Here is a 16,320-nt window from a genome sequence, read left to right as displayed (position 1 = left end):
GTCCGCTTACTTAGAAGTTCACGCCAAAGCTGAGCGCAACAAAGTCGCGATCAACAAGAGTGTTGTATTTGCCACCGAAGAAATCGGTGTAAGCCAGACTGGCGGTGTAAGTGTTCTGGTAGTCGGCATCCAGGCCCAGGCTTACAGCCTTGGCGCCTTCAGTGAACAGACCGTTCGGGCCGTAGCCATCTACGTCATGTGACCAAGTGACGCTTGGACGCAGGTTGATACCTGCTACTACGTCCGGATAATCCCAAATGGCACGGGCACGGTAGCCCCACGAGGTTGAAGTTACGAAACCGTCATCCTCACAATATTTACTTACGTTCTTAGCGTTCGGGTTATTCCCCAAAGTAGCCACATTCAGACCTACGCAAGCATCAAAGGTACCCACACCTGTAACAGTGTAATTACCAGGCAAAGCACCCGGCCCATATATAGGATCGCGACCGTAGCGCAACTCGCTACTATCCTCAAGCCCACCCACATGAGCGATACCAATTTCCCCTACAAGCGTTAGGCGACTGGCGCCCATTACTTGATCAAAGAAATGAGTGAAGGTTGTCTGGAACTGAGTAATTTCTTTACGATTGTAACCGTTAGCAGTCGCACCAAATGTCGAGTCAAGTAGCGAGACATTATTTACGCCGTTAGCCACAAAAATTGGACCAACGTTTGCTAGCTGCCCTAGAGGCTTCAGGCCGGCATACAGAACATCCGTCGAGTTGATCTGCACTGGCGCATTTGGGCGATAGCTCAACTCACCAGCCCATGAAGTGCCGGTAGGTAGAGTGGTAGCAAAACTCAAACCATAAAGCCGAATATCTTCCGGGTACTCAAGAAAAGTACTACCCGAAGCGGCAGCCGCAAGTGAGGCAAGACCTGCACGAGTAGCAGTCAAACCACCACCACCAGGACCAGCCAATATATACTGACGAATAGCTGCAAAGTCCTCAGCATCACCGGCCTGCCCACTGAACACTGGTGTGCGGCTATGATAGTTCATAAAGTACGCGCCAAACTCAGTGTCTAACGGTTCGAACGTATAACGGAATGCCAAACCAAATTGACCACTATCGCGGGCATCTTGGTCTTGGCCACGGGGAACAATTACACCCTCATCAGGTGTACCCCATTTAACACCCAAATCTCCGAGAGCATTAACTTGAGCATTAGTAAGCGCAACGCCTAGAGGAGCAAGCGCTGCCCTAAGACTACTTTCAGTCCTCAGCACAGCAAGATTCTGGTCACAACCATCTGCAATAATATCAGGCTGCGCAAAGAAAGTTCCGCAATTATCTACAATTGTCTGATCCCACTCCAACTGGTAAAACGCTTCCATTGAAAGGTTTTCAGTTAGACTTTGTTGTACAAAAAACATATTAACCGGAATCAAACCTTCTTTGATCTCAGCACCCGGGCGGCGAAATGCTGCAGCATCGACAGGGTTTATTGCGTTAATGCTGTTTTGAATAAAAGTACTTTCACCCCAGCTAACGACTTGTTTGCCAAGACGTACAGAACCAGGCTGATCACCGATCGAATAGTTGTGATAAACAAAGGCATCGAGAATCTGCGCACCCGATGATTGCGCAGCCTCTTTTCGATTACTGTCGCTAATATCTTTGAACAAACGACTCTCATCTTTTAGTTCGAAGTCATACCAATATTTGCCACGAACAAAAACACCGGTATCGCCGTATTTCAACTCAAGGTCATGGGTCCCCTTAAAAATCTTCGAAAAGGTTTCGCCCTTTTTGAAGTTCATTTTACTGTCATCGGAAGTCTGCGAAAGGCCACGCCCACCATTATTGAAGCCGATCAGATCCGGGTCAGACCCACGTACAGACCAACTGGAACCAACCGACAGGGACGAATCGAACTGACCTTCGATTTCACCAATATTGAAAGTAACGCCGAATGCAGGTGCGGCGAGGGTGGATGCGAGGCTGACGGCCAGTGGCAGTTTTGCCAGGCGCCAGGTTTGTTTTGTTTTTGTCATCGACGCTACTCCATGTGTTTTTTGTTATGGATGGTGCGGACTATAGCCAGCGGGTACTTCTGCTTGATCCCTCTAAAGTGTGATTTGCAGCCCCCAGGCACTCTGGCTCGCAGGTTTCGGCGTGTTTGGCACGGCCGGCAGAGCCAAGAATGGCTTGGAATGAGCAATTAGCAAGCCAAACGCTTGTTTGACTGGTCAGTCACCAAAAACGACCTGGCCTGGCGTGAATTGAACATCCTGCAACGTTACGCAAACCACCCCAAGAAAACCCGGTAGAACAGCCTGTAAGCCTTTAATCATCTGGCTTTAGCGGTATCGCAGGGCAAACGCGCCAACGGGCGGGGCTTGCGCCTCACCCGTAGCACAACACCTTAAACAGTGGACAAAAACGGGCTGCCGGCGGCTTGCCACTGGACGATATCCAGGCGAATGCGTTTCTTATCCAGCTTGCCGACGCTGGTCTTGGGAACTTCGGTAACAAGGGCGATTTGCGACGGTATCGCCCACTTGTTGATGCTGCCCTGATCGACAAAAGGCTTGAGATGTTCCTTGAGTCCTTTGGCATCCAGGCTCTGGCCTTCGCGCAGTACCAGCAGGGCAAACGGCCGCTCTCCCCACTGCGGGTCGACCACGCCCACCACCGCCACTTCCCGCACAGCAGGGTGACGACTGATCAGGTCTTCCAGCTCCAGGGAGGAAATCCATTCGCCGCCGGTTTTGATCACATCCTTGATGCGGTCGCGGATATCGATAAAGCCGAAGTCGTCGATGGTCGCCACATCACCGGTGTGCAACCAACCGTGTTCCCACAGCTCAGCGCCCTTCTCCGGTTCGCGGAAGTACCCCTGGGTCAGCCACGGCGCACGCAGCACCAGCTCGCCCTGGCTTTCGCCATCGGCCGGCAACAGGGTGCCATCAGCGGACATGATCGCCGCTTCCACCAGCGGCACTGGCACGCCAGCCTTGATCCGGTAGGTGGTGCGCTCATCTTCGCTGCCGGCCATCAGCTCATCGTTGATATGCGCGCAGGAGATCAGCGGGCAGGTTTCCGACATGCCGTAGGCGGCGGTCAGTTGAATACCGCGGCCCTTGGCCGCTTCATACAGCGAGCGATTGAGTGCGCTGCCGCCGATGATCATCTTCAGGCCGCCAAAGTCGTGGCCCTGAGCGCCTGGGGCAGCCAATACCATCTGCAGAATGGTCGGCACGCAGTGGGAGAAGGTCACCTTCTCCTCTTTGATCAGGCGGCAGAGCATGTCCGGCTCATAACGGCCGGGATAGACCTGCTTGATCCCCAGCATGGTGGCCACATATGGAATGCCCCAGGCATGCACGTGGAACATCGGGGTAATCGGCATATACACATCGTTGGTGCCCAACAGACGAATGCTGTCCAGGCTGCCCAGCACGCTGGCTTCGGCCATGGTGTGCAGCACCAGCTGACGATGACTGAAATACACACCCTTGGGGTTGCCGGTGGTGCCGGTGGTGTAGAAGGTGGTGGCGACCGAGTTCTCGTCGAAGTCCGGGAAGTCGTAACGCGGGCTGGCGGCGGCCAGAAGGTTTTCGTATTCACCGACCAGGCCGCCTAGGTCGGCGGTTTTCTCGGCGGCATCGGTGAGCAGGATGGTCTTCTCCACCGTGGTCAGCTGGCTTTCGATGCCCTTGTACAGCGGCACGAACTCGCTGTTGACCAGCACGAACTTATCGTCGGCATGGTTCATGGTGTAAAGAATCTGATCAGCCGATAGGCGGATATTGATGGTGTGCAGCACCGCGCCGATCATCGGAATGGCGAACATGCACTCCAGATAGCGGTGGCTGTCCCAATCCATCACAGCCACAGTGTCACCAGCCTTGACCCCTGCTTCGGTAAGCACATTGGCCAGGCGCGCCACGCGCTCGTTGAGGGTGGCGTAGCTGTAACGCAGCTGGTCGCGGTAGACGATTTCGCGGGTTTTCTCGTAGCGGATACCGGACAGCAGCAGGCGCTTGATCAACAGCGGCGCTTGGTGTGCATTGTCGGCGGGAGCAATCAGGCGGGTCTGCAGCATGGCGGTACCTATTGTTGGCTTTTTTCAGTGCGGCCAATCTAGAGCCCCCGCAGCCTGCCCAAATCAGCCCAAAGAATGATTTTTCGCGTGACTCTTTGGGCATTTTTAGTCACGCAGTAGAATCGGCGGCTCGCATTCGATGTGCTTGGCCTGCGACCTACTACAAAAACGAGGAGTTTCCTAATGTCCGATATCGTCATCGTCAGCGGCGCACGTACGCCGATGGGTGGTTTTCAAGGCAGCCTGTCGAGCATTGCTGCGGTTGACCTGGGTGCGGCCGCCATTCGCGCGGCAGTTGAGCGCTCCGGCATTGCCCCTGCCGACGTGCAGGAAGTGATCATGGGCTGCGTACTGCCTGCCGGCCTCAAACAGGGCCCGGCGCGCCAGGCGTCGCTGAACGCTGGCCTGCCCGCTGCCACCGGCTGCACCACGATCAACAAGCTGTGCGGTTCGGGCATGAAAGCGGTAATGATGGCGTTTGATTCGCTCAAGGCCGGCAGCAACACCGTGATGATCGCCGGCGGCATGGAAAGCATGTCCAACGCGCCCTACATCATGACGAAGGCACGCGCAGGCTTGCGCATGGGCCACGGCGAGATCAAGGACCATATGTTCCTCGACGGCCTGGAAGATGCACGCACCGGCCGCCTGATGGGCTCTTTCGCCCAGGAAACCGCCGACCAGTACGGCATCACCCGTGAGCAGATGGACGCCTACGCCATCGAATCGCTGAAACGCGCCCAGGCCGCCATCGCCAGCGGTGCGCTGGATGCGGAAATCGTCCCGATCACCGTCAGCGGCCGCAAGGGCGATGTGCTGGTCAAGGATGACGAACAGCCGCTGAACGCCAATCTGGAGAAAATCCCAGGGCTGAAACCGGCCTTCCGCAAGGACGGCAGCATCACTGCGGCCAACGCCAGCTCAATCTCCGACGGCGCCTCGGCACTGCTGCTGATGACTGCCGAAGAAGCCGCCAAGCGTGGCCTCAAGCCGCTGGCGAAGATCGTCGCCCACGCCACCCAGAGCCAGGACCCAAGCGAGTTCACCATCGCGCCGATTGGCTCGATCACTAACCTGCTGAAGAAAACCGGCTGGGACAAGGCCGAGGTCGACCTGTACGAGATCAACGAAGCCTTCGCCATGGTCACCATGCTGGCCATTCGTGAACACGGCCTGGATCACGCCAAGGTCAACGTCTACGGTGGCGCCTGCGCCCAGGGCCACCCGGTCGGTTCTACCGGCTCGCGGATCATCCTGACCCTGATCAACGCGCTGAAAAACACCGGCGGCAAGCGTGGCATCGCCTCGCTGTGCATCGGTGGCGGCGAAGCTACGGCAGTGGCAGTCGAGTTGATCTAAACTAGAAGGTGGAAACGCTTCGCGGTTTTCCACCCGCCTAGCCCGCTCCGGTAGCCCGGATGCAATCCGGGGGATTTTCAGCACATCCCCGGATTACATCCGGGCTACTGGTTTTTACGGCCAGCGACGGCTAGATCCCGATCTTGTCCAAAGACTTGCCGACCTTGCGCCAGAAACTGCGCTGCATGCGCTCGGTTTCACCGCTGGCGGCAATCCGTTCGAAAGGCTGGATCTCACGGGTAGTGCTGATTTCTGTTGCGGCCACTTCGCGGGACACCAGTTGTAGCGGGCCATCACCCTGGCTGACTGCCTGCTCATTGACTGGCGGCGGGTTGAGTTCGTCATAGCGCAGGTAGTAAATGCCACCGGCTTCGGCGTCCAGGGTAAAGCTGCTGATCAGGGTGAAATCCAGAGGACCGTCAGCGAAGAAGGTCCAGTGCGTGCCAAACAGCGGCCGACGCATCTCCAGTTGATAACTGGCGATATCGAACTCCAGCACCATATAGGCATTGCTCGGCAGGCTGCCGATGCGCGCGTTATTCAGAAACAGCGCGGGCGCTTCCAGCTCCTGATCCGCCCAATCGCTTTGCGGTCGGTAGAGGTAAACCAGGGCGTGGTTGTCATCGCTGAGCACATGCTCACGGAAGGCTTCGCCTTCGGTTGCGCCAAAAAACGCCCCCGGGGTCGAGCAACCACTCAAGGCAACCAACAACAGCACCGCAAGCCAGGGCAGACCACGCATCGACAGCATCCTTATTCGAGTTATAGGCCGAGCATAGCGGCGCCCTGCCCGGCCTACACCAGACAAAAGTGCGGGCCGAAAAAGTGCGGATCAGCGGCGACGATCGAGCAGGTTGACCAGCAGCTGATCCAACGCGCCCCAGATGGACTGCTGCAAGCGCCGCCACCAGGGCCGCGCACGCCAGTCGGCCAGGGTGATTTCCTGACTATCGGCAAAATCCGCCTGAAAGCTTGCCGCCACACTGGCGGTAAAGACCGGGTCGAGCGCCTCCAGGTTGGCGTCCAGATTGAAACGCAGATTCCAGTGGTCGAAGTTGCAGGAACCGACGCTGACCCAATCATCCACCAGCACCATTTTCAGGTGCAGAAAGCGCGGCTGGTACTCGAAGATCTGCACCCCCGCCTTGAGCAGGCTGGCGTAATAGCGCTGGCCGGCAAAGCGCACCGGTGGATGATCGGTATGCTGCCCGGCCAGCAGCAGGCGCACCTCGATGCCGCGCTTGGCCGCTTGGCGCAAGGTACGGCGTACGCGCCAGGTCGGCAGAAAATACGGTGTAGCCAGCCAGATACGCTGCTTGGCGCCACGCAGGGCGCGTACCAGCGAGAGCAGAATATCGCGGTGCTGCGAGGCATCGGCAAAGGCCACCCGGCCCAAGCCCTGCCCCAGCGCCGGCAAGGCCGGCAGATTCTTCAGGCGCAGCGGCATACGCGGTCGCCAGGCGATCCAGGCCTGAGTCGCCTGCCACTGGCGCTCGAATAACTGCTGCCAGTCGGCCACCAGCGGCCCGCTGATTTCCACCATCACTTCATGCCAACGGCTGCTGTCTTGCTCCGGCTGCCAGAATTCATCGGTCGCGCCGGTGCCGCCGACAAAGGCAAATTGCCCATCGACCAATAGCAGCTTGCGGTGATCACGGTGAAAGTTGCGCACGCCGTGTTTCCAGCGCAGCGGGTTGTACCACTGCACCTGCACGCCGGCCGCCTGCAGCAGTTGACGATCCGCCGCATGCAAACCTTGCGCACCAAAGGCATCCAGCAGACAGCGCACTGCGACTCCGCGCTGGGCAGCCGCGCACAGCGACGCCAGCAAGACATGGCCGCAGGCGCCGCTTTCCACCAGATAGAGTTCCAGTTCGACCTGCCGCTGCGCGGCGTCGATGCGCGCCAGCATCTGCACAAAAAACTGCGGCCCGTCGATCAGTAGCGCCAGCGTGTTGCCGCGCCGCCAGGGAAAGACGTTATGCGGCATGACAGTTCACGTTGCAGTTGATTCTGCGCATTGCGTCTCACGCATGGGAAATGGAGACGCCACCATAGCCGCCCGGCAGGGCCTTGCAAACCCTGCCAGGCGACCGCGGGTGCTTTATGACTCAGGCAGTTGCGCCGGTTCCGGCAACAGCTGGCACCCCTGCCGCAGGCCCAGCCACTGCGCACTCTGGGTGCTGCCCAGGCCGCGCGCGGTCACGCGCTTATTGGCTTGATCATCGAAGAAGCCCGAGAGCGAAACATACTGAGCCACATACGCCTCGCAGTAGTCGGCCGGGTTGTTCGCCACATAGCGGCACGAACAATATTCCTTGGCCGAGTAGGCGCCGATGATGCCTGGGAAGGCCTGCAAGTGCGCACGGTTCTGCCAGGCCAGGGCGGCGAGTAACAGCAGAATAAGCAGCAACAGGCTGCTGAACGGACGACGACGAATCATGGCTGCACCTCATCGGCCAACGCGGCAAGAACCAGCTTGAGGAAGTGGTTGCGATCAAAGCTGCCATCGCGGTCATCGGCGTAACGTACGATCACCAGGTTCTCACTGGCGATCACATACAGCCCCTGCCCCCAATGCCCAGACGCCACCAGGGTGTCCTCCGGCGCATCCGGCCACGGCTTGCCTGCGCCGGCTACCGCAGCGTTCAACCACCATTGCCCGCCAGGCACCGCCTCACCGGGTTGTTCGGCCTGCCGCTGATAGTTGGCAAAGGGCGTGCGATTGAAGTCGACCCAGGCCTTGGGCAACAACTGCTGCTCACCCCAACGACCATCACGCTGCATCAGCAGGCCGACACGGGCCAGGTCGCGGGCGCTCATATACACGTAGGAAGAACCAACAAAGGTGCCGGCGGCATCACGCTCCCATACGGCGGTGGTAATGCCGAGCGGATCGAACAATGCGGTCCAGGGATAATCAGCATAAGCCGCTTCGCCCACCATGTTCTTCAACGCGGCAGCCAGCACGTTGGTATCACCACTGGAATAGCGGAAGCGTGCGCCCGGCTCAGCATCGGCACTGTGCGCGGCGGTAAACGCCGCCATATCACTGCGCCCACGGGTGTAGAGCATCGCCACCACCGAGGACTTCAGCGGCGCGTATTCGTAGTCTTCCTGCCAGTCCAGGCCCGAAGCCCAATTGAGCAGATGACCGACCTTGACCTGCGGGTGTACGGCAAACGGCGGGTAGTAATCGGCCACCGGCGCATCCAGACGAAAACGCCCCTGTCCGTACGCCACTCCCATCGTGGTAGCCAGCAGGCTTTTGGCCATCGACCAGGTCAGGTGTGGCGTGGCGGCAGTGGTCGGCGCGGCGTAGCGCTCGTAGACCACCTGACCATCGCGGATCACCAGCAGGGCGTCGGTGCGCACGCCTTTGCGGGTCGCGTCATCACGGATCGGGAAGGCATAGCTTTCCAGCTCGCTCAGCGCAGCGCTGGGCGCGGCCAACTGGCTGTCCCAGTCTTCACCTGGCCAGTTCTCGCCGTGGGCCGTCGCGCAGCTCAGGCCGAAAGCGCAGGCCAGCATCAGCCGCCGCGCAGGAGATAGAGTGAAAGACATGGAGCCGCCTCTGCTGGGATCGAAGGCGGCACCCTAGCATGTGATCGATGACGGCAAACAGCGCCGAACACGCCGGTTTAGCCGGTGATTCGGCGCGAAAAGTCAGTGCGCCTATTCAGGCAGCTATTTCGGCAAGCGGTAATCGTCAGGCCCCATCAGATCCATGCCGCACTCCAGGTTTTCGATCCAGTAGAGGAAGGCATTGATCATTTCCGCCCCGACAAAGGGGCGGCCGTGTTGCGGCACGATCATCGCCACATCCATGTCACGGACCATCGCCGCCCACAGCCGGCAGACCTTGTTGCTGGCCATATAGCGCCGGTGAAAGCCGAGCATGTTCGGCACATGGTTGACGAAGTCCGTCACCGGGTGCGCGTCATCGACCATCGAGGCGCCCATGTCACCGGAAAACAGAATCTTGCTCACCGGGTCATACAGCTGGAAGTTGCCCACCGAGTGGAGAAAGTGCGCGGGCACCGCCTTGAGCGTGCATTTACCCAGGGCAAACGACTGGCCGCGGTCCGGCAGTGCGATGATCCGGTCAAAGGTGTTGATACCACGGCTGAGCGCCAGGTAGTTGGCCGTCAGGTGCGGCAGAAAACGTGCCCAGAGCTTGGAGCAGATCACCCGTGCACGCGTATGCAGCAGCCATTTGTCCAGCGAAGCGATGATGTCCGGGTCCTGGTGCGAAGCGAAGATATAGGTCAGGTCCTGCACCGGGATGTGCTTGGACAGCTCCAGCGACAACGGCGTGTAAGTCAGATCGCCGCCCGGATCGAGCAGCAGGTACTGCTCGTTGTCGGTGATCAGAAACTGGTTGGACTGCACGCCCTCCCCGCTGACCAGGTCATCGAACATCATGCATTGATGCTCGCCGTTATCGAACAGCACTATGGGCTCGCGTCGCATGGCAGGCTCTCTCCCGAAAGCCCGCGAGCTTAATGGCGCAGCGACCCAACCTTACTGATCTGGATCAAGCCGGCCGGCATACGCCGGTTAAACCCGCAGCCCGGATGCAATCCGGGGCAACATGCGGCGCTGATAAGCGACCCGGATTACATCCGGGCTACTAGCAGGTTATGCCGAGCACCGCCTGGGCCTTCTGCAAGCGTTTGCTGCGCGCGCTGCCGGCAATCGCCAGCAGACCTTTGTCGCGCTGCCAAAGCTGCGCCCAATGCGCATCGCCGGCGGCAAAGGCGTTGTCCAGATCACTGCGCAGGCTGTCGAACTGAGCAAACAGCCCGGCCAGCATCAAGTGACCAGCCGCAGCACTCGGGCATTGCCGCGCCACTTCCGCGCAGCCGGCCAACAGGCCGAGCAGGCGCAGCTGCAGGGCCTGCGGCCAGGCCGATTCCTGGCCCACGCCAAACAGCCAGGCGCTGAGCGCTGCCAGCACATGGGTGTCTTCCAGAGTACGGAAAGGCTTTACGTAATCATCCCAGCCATCGCCGGCCAGCCGTTCGCACTGCGCGCCCTGCAGATGCAGGCGGCCATGGCTGACATCGGGCATCAACGGCAACGCCGGCAGCGTCTCGATCTGCACACCCGGCGCGCCATTGCGCACCACGCCAAGAGCCAGCTGTACCGGCGCGCCATCGACCTCCTCACGCGCGGCCACCAGCAACCAGTCAGCAGCTTCGGCGGCGGTGACGAAATCCTTGCGGCCATCGAGGGTCAGCGCGTTGATCCGCGTACTCATATCCGCCGGGCGGGTGCTGCGGTTCTCGGTGACGCACAGCGCGCCCAAGGTCCAGGGCGCAGCCGGCCAGAGTGCGCGCAACGCGCCTTGATAACCGGCGAGAAACGCCAGCCCCGGCGTCGCTGCCAGCCGACCACCGAGCAAGGCCAGCTGCAACGGGGTCGGGTTGCCGATGCGTTCCAGCAGGCTGGCGTACCACTCCTCCAGCCCCGCTACCGGCAGACGCGTTTGCGGGCTCAATAGCTGTTGCCAGGGCATGCATTGCTCCTTATTGGAATTATCGAAGTCACTGTCACACAAGCATCACCAAATCTTCATGGAGGTGACACCGCCGCTACCTAGCCTGAGCTTGCCCAACAAGATCGACCGGCTGCAAGGCAAAAAGCCGGCTTACGGAGATGACGGCATGACCCAAATGGCAATCACCCGCGACCGCACCACCCCAGCTCGTCGCCTGCAGGCCGAGCGTTTGCACGGCGCTGCCGCCCTGCGCGAAGCCCAGGCGCTGCGCTTTCGCGTATTCAGCGCCGAATTCGATGCCAAGCTCAAGGGTGCCGAACTGGGCCTGGACATGGATGACTACGATATTCACTGCCAACACATCGGCGTACGTGACCTCAACAGCGGTGAGCTGGTGGCCACTACCCGCCTGCTCGACCACCGCGCTGCCGCCAGCCTGGGGCGCTTCTACAGCGAAGAAGAATTCAGCCTGCACGGTCTGCCGCACCTCGAAGGGCCGGTGCTGGAAATCGGCCGCACCTGTGTCGACGCCGCCTACCGCAACGGCGCAACCATCGCCGTGCTCTGGGGCGAGTTGGCCGAAGTGCTCAACGAGGGCGGTTACCGCTACCTGATGGGCTGCGCCAGCATCTCCATGCAGGACGGCGGCATCCAGGCCCAGGCGATCATGCAGCGCCTGCGCGAACGCTACCTGTGCACCGAACACCTGCGCGCCGAACCGAAAACCCCGCTGCCGGCGCTGGATGTGCCGAGCAACGTGATCGCCGAAATGCCGCCGCTGCTCAAGGCCTATATGCGCCTGGGTGCGAAGATCTGCGGCGAGCCGTGCTGGGACCAGGATTTCCAGGTCGCCGACGTGTTTATCCTGCTCAAGCGCGACGAACTTTGCCCGCGCTACGCCAAGCACTTTAAGGCGGCCGTGTAGGTTGGGCTGAGCGCAGCGATGCCCAACGGACGGTGTCCGTCATGACATCGACATGCACCGCTCATCGCTTGTTGGGCTTCGTCGCTGCGCTTCTCAACCCAACCTACACACTTGCCTGCAGCCGCGACACGCTGTAGACAGTGCCGGCGTTTGTGTTTTTGCCGCAGGAGAGCTTGATGAAGAAATTGCGTTTGTACCTGCGCCTGGCGCGCCTGCTGGCGGTGATCAGCCTCGGCACACTGCTAGCGGCAGGTATCACCTTGCTCGAACGCCTGGTCCGGCATGACCTGATGCCGACCCGCCAACGCCTGACCCGCTGGTTTCTCGCGCGCCTGGCGGCGGCCTTGCCGTTTCGCTTGCAGGTACAGGGCGAGCTGCCGCGTCAGCCGATGCTGTGGGTCAGCAACCACGTGTCCTGGACCGATATTCCGCTGCTCGGCATGCTCACCCCACTGTCCTTTCTGTCCAAGGCCGAGGTGCGCACCTGGCCGGTGGCCGGCTGGCTGGCGCACAAGGCCGGCACCCTGTTTATCCGCCGTGGCTCGGGCGACAGCAGCCTGCTTAACCAGCAACTCGGTCGGCATCTGCAACGCGGGCGCAACCTGCTGATCTTCCCAGAAGGCACCACCACCGACGGCCTCGGCCTGCGCACCTTTCACGGCCGCCTGCTAAGCAGTGCGATCGACAGTGGCGTCTATGTACAGCCGGTGGCCATCCGTTACCTACGCGATGGCAAGCCGTGCAGCGTGGCGCCGTTTATCGGTGATGACGACATGCTCTCGCACCTGCTGCGTTTGCTCGGCAGCGAGCTGAGCGAGGTGCAGATCCAGCTGCTGACCCCGATTGCCAGCAGCGAGCTGAACCGCAATGCATTGGCCCGCGCGGCGCAGCAGGCGATCAGTCAGGCGCTGTTTGGCGCAGCTGACGCAACGGAAACAGAACGGACGGAAGCAGAGAGCCAGGCGGCCTAATCGGCGAGCCCACGCTCACAAGCAACGAAGGCCTGTAACTCGGGATAGAACTGACGAAAATCCTCCAGCAGCGGCTGATACAGCCGCTCCAGCTCGGCCGCACCGCCGGCCAACAAGCCTGGCCGCGACAGACGCCGGTCGATCCCCGCGACCACCTGCTCCAGCACGGCAAAATCGCGGTAACTGCCCAGCCAATCCTGCGCGGCCATGCGCGGTGCGATCAGCGCCAGGCGTTCGGGCAAGCGCGGTTCAGCGGCCAGCACCTGATACACCCGCCCGGTAAAACGCGGCAGTGGCTCGCTAGCGTAATCGCCCCAGTTCAGCGCCAGGCAATGATCGAAAAACACATCCAGCAGAATCCCACTGTAGCGTCGCCGTTCCATGGCAAAGCGCGCCCGCGCCTGCAGTTGCAGCGGGTGGCTGTCGGTGAATACATCGATACGCCGATGCAGGCGGATGGCCGCCTCGATATCCGCCGACCACTGTCCGGCCAGCGGCCCTTTGACGAAATCGCCATACAGGCTGCCCAACAGTTGTGCCGGCGCGTCGCCGCCGAGGTGTAAATGCGCGAGGTAGTTCATGGCCACAGCTTACACATCAGCCCGCGTGATGATGACTATCGCCACGAACGATCTGTATATCGCAAGAAGCCGATATAAAGTTCGCTCCATCGCGATATAGCGTTACAGCGCACAGGGGATAACCCGCATGCAACTCGACATCGATGAAGTGATCAAGGCCCTGGCCCATCCGGTGCGGCGCGACATTCTGCATTGGCTGAAAGACCCGCAGGCGTATTTCGCCGACCAGGATCACCCGCTGGAAATCGGCGTATGCGCCGGCAAGATCGACCAGCGCACCGGGCTGTCGCAATCCACAGTCTCCGCGCACCTGGCGACCCTGCAGCGCGCCGGCCTGGTGAGCAGCAAGAAGGTCGGCCAGTGGAACTTCTTCAAACGCAATGAAGAAACCATCCAGGCGTTCCTTAACCACATCAGCCAAGCGCTCTAAACCAACTTTTACATTCACTTTTTTCAGGAGCTGACAGCATGCCTGCAGCGCTTCTCGTCCTCGCTTTGTCCGCGTTTGCCATCGGCACCACGGAATTCGTCATCATGGGTCTGCTGCCGGAAGTCGCGGGCGACCTCGGTGTGTCGATTCCCGGCGCCGGTTGGCTGGTCACCGGTTACGCCCTGGGCGTGGCCATCGGCGCGCCCTTTATGGCCCTGGCCACTGCCAGCTGGCCGCGTAAAGCGTCACTGCTGACGCTGATGAGCATCTTTATCGCCGGCAACCTGTTCTGCGCCCTGGCCAGCGATTACCAGATGCTGATGCTCGCCCGGGTGATCACCGCCCTCTGTCATGGCGCCTTCTTCGGCATCGGCTCGGTGGTTGCCGCCAGCCTGGTGCCGGCCAATCGCCGCGCGTCAGCAGTCGCCTTAATGTTCACAGGCCTGACTCTGGCCAACGTGCTCGGCGTACCGCTGGGCACCGCCCTGGGTCAGTACGCAGGCTGGCGCTCGACCTTCTGGGCCGTGACCCTGATTGGCGTGATTGCCCTGATCGGCCTGTGGCGCGTGCTGCCGAGCAAAACCGATGAAGCCAAGGCCGACTTTGCCAGTGAAGTGCGCGCCCTGCGCGGTGCCGGCCTATGGTTGGCGCTGAGCACTACGGTGCTGTTCTCCGCGGCGATGTTTGCCCTGTTCACCTACATCGCGCCGCTGCTTGGCGAAGTCACCGGGGTGTCGCCCAATGGCGTGACCTGGACCCTGCTGCTGATCGGCCTTGGCCTGACCCTGGGTAACGTGCTCGGCGGTCGCCTGGCAGACCGCAACCTAAAAGCCACCCTGGTCGGCGTATTCGTCGCCATGGCGGTGATTTCCACCCTATTCAGCTGGACCAGCCAGGCGCTGATCCCCGCCGAAATCACCCTGTTCCTCTGGGCCACCGCCGCCTTCGCGGCCGTGCCGGCCTTGCAGGTCAATGTGGTGGCCTTTGGCAGCGGCGCGCCGAACCTGGTGTCGACCCTGAATATTGGCGCCTTCAACCTCGGCAACGCCCTCGGCGCCTGGGTCGGCGGCCTGGTGATTGCCGAAGGTTTCGGCCTGACCCGCGTGCCCCTGGCCGCTGCCACCCTCGCCGTACTGGCGCTGCTTGCCACCCTGCTGACCTTTAGTACCCGTAGCCCTGAACCCGAACTTGCACTCAACGAATAACCTGAGAGGACCGTCCCATGACTACGCTTTTCGACCCGATCCAGATTGGCGATCTACACCTCAACAACCGCATCATCATGGCCCCGCTGACCCGCTGCCGCGCCGATGAAGGCCGTGTACCCAACGCGCTGATGGCCGAGTACTACGTGCAGCGCGCCAGCGCCGGGCTGATCATCAGTGAAGCCACCGCCGTAACCCCAATGGGCGTCGGCTACCCGGACACCCCTGGCATCTGGTCGGATGAGCAGGTACGCGGCTGGAGCAATGTGACCAAGGCCGTGCACGCTGCAGGCGGCAAGATCGTCCTGCAACTGTGGCACGTCGGGCGCATTTCCGACCCGATCTACCTGAACGGTCAACTGCCGGTCGCGCCTAGCGCCATCCAGCCCGCTGGCCACGTCAGCCTGGTACGCCCGATGAAGGACTTCGTCACCCCGCGCGCCCTGGAAACCGAAGAAATCGCCGACATCGTCGATGCTTATCGCCTGGGCGCGGAAAACGCCAAAGCCGCAGGCTTTGATGGCGTGGAAATCCACGGCGCCAACGGCTACCTGCTCGACCAGTTCCTGCAGAGCAGCACCAACCAACGCACTGACCGCTACGGCGGCAACCTGGAAAACCGTGCACGCCTGCTGCTGGAAGTCACCGATGCGGCGATTGAAGTCTGGGGCGCCGGCCGCGTGGGCGTGCACCTAGCACCGCGCGCCGATAGCCATGACATGGGCGACGCCAACCGCGCCGAGACCTTCACCTACGTTGCTCGTGAATTGGGCAAGCGCGGTATCGCCTTTATCTGCGCCCGTGAGAAGGAAGCCGACGACAGCCTGTCGCCAAGCCTGAAACAAGCCTTCGGCGGCGTGTTTATCGCCAACGAACGCTTCACCAAGGATCAGGCCAATACCTGGCTGGCTGAAGGCAAGGCCGACGCGGTGGCCTTCGGCATTCCGTTTATCGCCAACCCGGACCTGCCGGCGCGCCTGGCGCAGGATGCCGAGCTGAACGCGCCGCACCCGGAAACCTTTTACGGCAAAGGCCCGGTCGGCTACCTCGACTACCCGACGCTGTAAGCCTGAGGCTGCCGCTCTGTCGTAGGAGGGGCTGGGCGGCATTCCGCTTTAGCCGCGATAGCGTTATCGAACGTTCGCCGCTAAAGCGCCTCCCACAGAGACTCGCCAGTATCTACCTGAGGTTTAAACGCCTCAAAAAAGAAGCCCGCCAATTGGCGTAAGGCTGTTCACATAAGAAAAATGCCGCTTCGCCCTTGCCAGGGGAAGCGGCATTTCTTTGTGC

General features: G+C 60.7%; 15 protein-coding genes. 6 read left to right on the top strand and 9 right to left on the bottom strand.

Annotated elements, in window-relative coordinates; genetic code table 11:
• Window positions 1-10 precede the first annotated feature (10 nt).
• Both P3C18_RS05475 and P3C18_RS05470 read right to left on the bottom strand, forming a co-directional pair.
• The gene (locus P3C18_RS05475) at window positions 11-2,002 is read right to left on the bottom strand and encodes a DUF1302 domain-containing protein (RefSeq protein WP_275960841.1); all 1,992 of its coding nucleotides are present in this window, start codon (window positions 2,000-2,002) and stop codon (window positions 11-13) included.
• Between the two features lie 371 nt (window positions 2,003-2,373).
• Entirely contained in the window at window positions 2,374-4,056 is a 1,683-nt protein-coding gene (locus P3C18_RS05470; protein WP_275960840.1) for a fatty acid--CoA ligase, read from the bottom strand.
• A gap of 183 nt (window positions 4,057-4,239) precedes the next feature.
• Here P3C18_RS05470 and P3C18_RS05465 point away from each other — a divergent pair, with 183 nt between their 5' ends.
• Window positions 4,240-5,415, top strand: coding sequence for an acetyl-CoA C-acyltransferase (locus tag P3C18_RS05465; RefSeq protein WP_275960839.1), 1,176 nt, complete (start codon window positions 4,240-4,242; stop codon window positions 5,413-5,415).
• Window positions 5,416-5,545: 130 nt separating this feature from the next.
• Here P3C18_RS05465 and P3C18_RS05460 read toward each other — a convergent pair whose 3' ends face one another.
• From P3C18_RS05460 to P3C18_RS05435, 6 genes are all read right to left on the bottom strand, one after another.
• On the bottom strand, window positions 5,546-6,157 hold the full coding sequence (locus P3C18_RS05460; RefSeq protein WP_275960838.1) for a DUF2846 domain-containing protein: 612 nt from the start codon (window positions 6,155-6,157) through the stop codon (window positions 5,546-5,548).
• A 90-nt stretch (window positions 6,158-6,247) separates the two neighbouring features.
• Window positions 6,248-7,405, bottom strand: a complete 1,158-nt coding sequence (locus P3C18_RS05455) for a phosphatidylserine/phosphatidylglycerophosphate/cardiolipin synthase family protein (protein WP_275960837.1) — start codon at window positions 7,403-7,405, stop codon at window positions 6,248-6,250.
• 114 nt (window positions 7,406-7,519) lie between these two features.
• The gene (locus P3C18_RS05450; protein WP_275960836.1) at window positions 7,520-7,858 is read right to left on the bottom strand and encodes an amidase; all 339 of its coding nucleotides are present in this window, start codon (window positions 7,856-7,858) and stop codon (window positions 7,520-7,522) included.
• Window positions 7,855-8,946, bottom strand: a complete 1,092-nt coding sequence (locus P3C18_RS05445; RefSeq protein ID WP_275961589.1) for a serine hydrolase — start codon at window positions 8,944-8,946, stop codon at window positions 7,855-7,857. The genes P3C18_RS05450 and P3C18_RS05445 overlap by 4 nt, the downstream gene beginning before the upstream one ends.
• A 156-nt stretch (window positions 8,947-9,102) precedes the next feature.
• Window positions 9,103-9,888 (bottom strand): MBL fold metallo-hydrolase, encoded by a 786-nt coding sequence (locus P3C18_RS05440; RefSeq protein WP_275960835.1) that lies wholly within the window; start codon window positions 9,886-9,888, stop codon window positions 9,103-9,105.
• Window positions 9,889-10,048: 160 nt separating this feature from the next.
• Window positions 10,049-10,936: an acyl-CoA dehydrogenase gene (locus tag P3C18_RS05435; RefSeq protein ID WP_275960834.1), complete on the bottom strand. Its 888-nt coding sequence runs from the start codon at window positions 10,934-10,936 to the stop codon at window positions 10,049-10,051.
• Between the two features lie 148 nt (window positions 10,937-11,084).
• Here P3C18_RS05435 and olsB point away from each other — a divergent pair, with 148 nt between their 5' ends.
• Both olsB and P3C18_RS05425 read left to right on the top strand, forming a co-directional pair.
• Window positions 11,085-11,843: an L-ornithine N(alpha)-acyltransferase gene (olsB, locus tag P3C18_RS05430; protein WP_275960833.1), complete on the top strand. Its 759-nt coding sequence runs from the start codon at window positions 11,085-11,087 to the stop codon at window positions 11,841-11,843.
• Between the two features lie 176 nt (window positions 11,844-12,019).
• On the top strand, window positions 12,020-12,814 hold the full coding sequence (locus tag P3C18_RS05425) for a lysophospholipid acyltransferase family protein (protein ID WP_275960832.1): 795 nt from the start codon (window positions 12,020-12,022) through the stop codon (window positions 12,812-12,814).
• On the opposite strand, the gene P3C18_RS05420 is transcribed toward P3C18_RS05425, so the two are convergent.
• Entirely contained in the window at window positions 12,811-13,395 is a 585-nt protein-coding gene (locus P3C18_RS05420) for an ACP phosphodiesterase (RefSeq protein WP_275960831.1), read from the bottom strand. The two genes, P3C18_RS05425 and P3C18_RS05420, sit on opposite strands and share 4 nt — an antisense overlap.
• A gap of 127 nt (window positions 13,396-13,522) precedes the next feature.
• Between P3C18_RS05420 and P3C18_RS05415 the strand changes: the two genes are divergently transcribed.
• From P3C18_RS05415 to P3C18_RS05405, 3 genes are read left to right on the top strand one after another with little or no spacing between them, the layout of a single operon-like run.
• On the top strand, window positions 13,523-13,825 hold the full coding sequence (locus P3C18_RS05415) for a helix-turn-helix transcriptional regulator (RefSeq protein WP_275960830.1): 303 nt from the start codon (window positions 13,523-13,525) through the stop codon (window positions 13,823-13,825).
• Window positions 13,826-13,863: 38 nt separating this feature from the next.
• Window positions 13,864-15,030 carry an MFS transporter gene (locus P3C18_RS05410; RefSeq protein WP_275960829.1) on the top strand — a complete coding sequence of 389 codons (1,167 nt, stop codon included), beginning with the start codon at window positions 13,864-13,866 and terminating at the stop codon, window positions 15,028-15,030.
• Between the two features lie 17 nt (window positions 15,031-15,047).
• Window positions 15,048-16,097: an alkene reductase gene (locus tag P3C18_RS05405; protein ID WP_275960828.1), complete on the top strand. Its 1,050-nt coding sequence runs from the start codon at window positions 15,048-15,050 to the stop codon at window positions 16,095-16,097.
• Window positions 16,098-16,320: the final 223 nt, after the last annotated feature.

This window comes from Pseudomonas sp. 1928-m, from assembly GCF_029269135.1.
Lineage (GTDB): Bacteria > Pseudomonadota > Gammaproteobacteria > Pseudomonadales > Pseudomonadaceae > Aquipseudomonas.
This window is presented reverse-complemented; position numbering and strand designations above follow the sequence as displayed.

Coding starts and splice junctions, on each gene's coding strand:
- P3C18_RS05420 (WP_275960831.1), bottom strand. CDS start 13,395: ATGAACTACCTCGCGCATTTACACCTCGGCGGCGACGCGCCGGCACAA.
- P3C18_RS05410 (WP_275960829.1), top strand. CDS start 13,864: ATGCCTGCAGCGCTTCTCGTCCTCGCTTTGTCCGCGTTTGCCATCGGC.
- P3C18_RS05425 (WP_275960832.1), top strand. CDS start 12,020: ATGAAGAAATTGCGTTTGTACCTGCGCCTGGCGCGCCTGCTGGCGGTG.
- P3C18_RS05435 (WP_275960834.1), bottom strand. CDS start 10,936: ATGCCCTGGCAACAGCTATTGAGCCCGCAAACGCGTCTGCCGGTAGCG.
- P3C18_RS05405 (WP_275960828.1), top strand. CDS start 15,048: ATGACTACGCTTTTCGACCCGATCCAGATTGGCGATCTACACCTCAAC.
- olsB (WP_275960833.1), top strand. CDS start 11,085: ATGACCCAAATGGCAATCACCCGCGACCGCACCACCCCAGCTCGTCGC.
- P3C18_RS05455 (WP_275960837.1), bottom strand. CDS start 7,405: ATGCCGCATAACGTCTTTCCCTGGCGGCGCGGCAACACGCTGGCGCTA.
- P3C18_RS05415 (WP_275960830.1), top strand. CDS start 13,523: ATGCAACTCGACATCGATGAAGTGATCAAGGCCCTGGCCCATCCGGTG.
- P3C18_RS05465 (WP_275960839.1), top strand. CDS start 4,240: ATGTCCGATATCGTCATCGTCAGCGGCGCACGTACGCCGATGGGTGGT.
- P3C18_RS05460 (WP_275960838.1), bottom strand. CDS start 6,157: ATGCGTGGTCTGCCCTGGCTTGCGGTGCTGTTGTTGGTTGCCTTGAGT.
- P3C18_RS05475 (WP_275960841.1), bottom strand. CDS start 2,002: ATGACAAAAACAAAACAAACCTGGCGCCTGGCAAAACTGCCACTGGCC.
- P3C18_RS05445 (WP_275961589.1), bottom strand. CDS start 8,946: ATGCTGGCCTGCGCTTTCGGCCTGAGCTGCGCGACGGCCCACGGCGAG.
- P3C18_RS05440 (WP_275960835.1), bottom strand. CDS start 9,888: ATGCGACGCGAGCCCATAGTGCTGTTCGATAACGGCGAGCATCAATGC.
- P3C18_RS05450 (WP_275960836.1), bottom strand. CDS start 7,858: ATGATTCGTCGTCGTCCGTTCAGCAGCCTGTTGCTGCTTATTCTGCTG.
- P3C18_RS05470 (WP_275960840.1), bottom strand. CDS start 4,056: ATGCTGCAGACCCGCCTGATTGCTCCCGCCGACAATGCACACCAAGCG.